At 71.4% G+C, this 2,304-nt stretch carries 2 protein-coding genes; both read left to right on the top strand.

All coding sequences use genetic code 11. The features are described 5' to 3' along the window. Positions 1–352 precede the first annotated feature (352 nt). Positions 353–772, top strand: a complete 420-nt coding sequence (locus IG62_RS0140770) for an SsgA family sporulation/cell division regulator (RefSeq protein WP_030816293.1) — start codon at positions 353–355, stop codon at positions 770–772. 539 nt (positions 773–1,311) lie between these two features. Then, on the top strand, positions 1,312–2,304 hold a 993-nt coding region (locus IG62_RS0140765), incomplete at its 3' end, for a hypothetical protein (RefSeq protein ID WP_234326949.1).

Here is a 2,304-nt window from a genome sequence, read left to right as displayed (position 1 = left end):
CTCCGCCGCCCCCTACCGCGCAAATCCCACCCACCCCACGGACCGAAAGTCCCCTGATCTTGGGACCTTCGACTCCCGAACTGCCCGATTTTGCTCTGCGAAGATCAAGTTCGCCAATCCCATATCCGTAGCGCAGCAGTTGCCCCGTCAACATGCGATATGTCCTAGCGATTGAGAGGCTGCAGCCCAGAGGCAAGGCGAACGGAACGAGCGCATGAAGAGGGAGGCGGCCATGGCGTCCGTCACTCCTCTACGCATCCCGCAACCCCACCCTCCACAGCAACGTCTGCCAGGACGCGCGCCCCGGACCGGGCACCCGGGACTCGCCCCTCTGTCGGAAAGGTTGATCGTCGTGGTGTCGACAGCCAAACGCACCCTCGAGATGCGGCTCCTCCTCGGACCGGACGAAGCAGTTCCGGTGGCCGGCCGGTTCAGCTACCGCAGCGACCGCCCGTACGAGGTCGAGGTGGCCTTCATCAGCCGCGGCCGCACGGTCGCCACCTGGGTCTTCGCCCGTGACCTGCTGCTGGTCGGGCTGTACGACGAGGCCGGTGAGGGCGACGTACGGGTGTGGCCGTTCCGCCGGCCGGGCGAGCAGCGTCGGGTGCACATCGAGCTGACCACCGACGACAGCGTCTGTGAACTGACGGTGCGCGCCGCGGAGCTCACCGCCTGGCTGGAGCAGACCGCGGCGATCGTCCCACCCGGCGACGAGAGCCGCTATCTCGACATGGACATGCACCTGGCCCGGCTGCTCACGGGGAAAAGCTAGGGAGGGCTGAAAGGCTGATGGGGGAGACGACGATCAGGACCACAGCGGCAGTAACGGGAACGGCATCAGGAACGGCAACGGGAACGGTGCGGGGGAGCGATGACCCGGGGACGCCGGCAGCGACGCGGACAGATGCAGCTGCGCGGACGAGGGCAGCGGTGCGGACAGATGCGGCTGCTGGAGTGAGGGCAGCGGCCGGGGATGCGGGGGTGACGGCGGTGACTCCGGGTACGCAAGCGATACCTGGGGCGGTCGTGACGGCGGCTTCCGGGGCGGAAGGGACGGCAGCCGCTCGGGCGGCGGCGCCTCCCGCTACCCCCGTCGACGCCACCGGCACTGACCCCCGACCCTCCCCCCGCTCCGTACCGGCGGCACGACGCGGTACGGAACCGGACCCGTCGACCGGCGGCACTGGCGGCACGGGAAGCACCGGCGGCCAGGCCCAGCAGAGTGCGGGCCACGACCCCCGCGTCCACGGATTCCTGCCCGAGCGGCCACCGGTCCGTTCCATGATCGGAACGTGGAGCCTGCTGGACGCCATGGCACGTTCCGCCGCGACCGCACCCGACCGCGAGACCGCCGTCGCACTCGTCGAACGCGCCCATCGCGACGACGTGTTGTCCGCCCTGCGGCAGCGGGTCTCCCGACTCTCGCCGCGCAATGCGGAAGCCGCGGCCATGCGCATCGCCGTGATCGCGGTGGCGTGCGGCTGGTGCGGACTGGACCCGCAGGCGCCGGCCGCACGCGAGGTCGCCGACGAGGCGTTCCTCGAACTGTGGGCGGCCATCGCGCACCGCATCGACCACGACCAGTTCGTCGCCCTGCCCACCCTCGCCCTCCACAACTGGGCCCCCGAGCGCAAGCCCCGCCGCCACATCCCCATCGACCAACTGGCCCGCACCGAACAGCTCGTGCCCATCGTGCGCTGGGCCCCCGAGGGGCAACCGCTCAGCCGCCTGGACCGGCTGATGCTCGCCGCCACCCGCCTGGAGGCACACGGGATCTGGCTGCTGCGGCTCGCCGAGACCCTCGCGGGCCGTTCGCCCGACGACTCCTCCACGCCGACGGCCCTCCGCCGCCTGGTCCGGGTCCAGCACGCACTACGCGCCCAACTCCACGCGGAGGCAGTGAACCTGGCGGCCGCACCGGCCACTCCGCAGCAGCGCGCGGTGCTCGCTGCGCTCGTCGAACAGGGTGCCCTGGAGCCGCCCGTACTCCAGGCCGCCGACGCGGTACTCGGCATCGGCGGCCGCCGCATGGGCGAGGGCCGCCGCCAACTCCTGCGCCGCCATCTCCCGGCCCAGCACCGCGCCTGGCTCAGTGCGATGGACCGGCACTGCGCGCCCGTACGTACCCTCGCCCACCGCGGTGGCCCCGACGCCGCCGTCTACCGCGAGGCCCAGGAATCCCTCATCGCCCTACGCCGCACCTACACCGCCCTGGTCCACACCGCCGCCCGCCCCACCACCCCCCTCCCCACAGCCTGTCTCTTATACACATCTCCGAGCCCCCGAGACGGACTCCTATATCGT

Source organism: Streptomyces sp. NRRL S-337, assembly GCF_000720175.1.
In the GTDB taxonomy this organism is placed as follows: Bacteria; Actinomycetota; Actinomycetes; order Streptomycetales; family Streptomycetaceae; genus Streptomyces; species Streptomyces siderophoricus.
The sequence above is the reverse complement of the archived record's forward strand: the minus strand, read 5'-3'. Positions and strand labels throughout refer to the sequence as shown.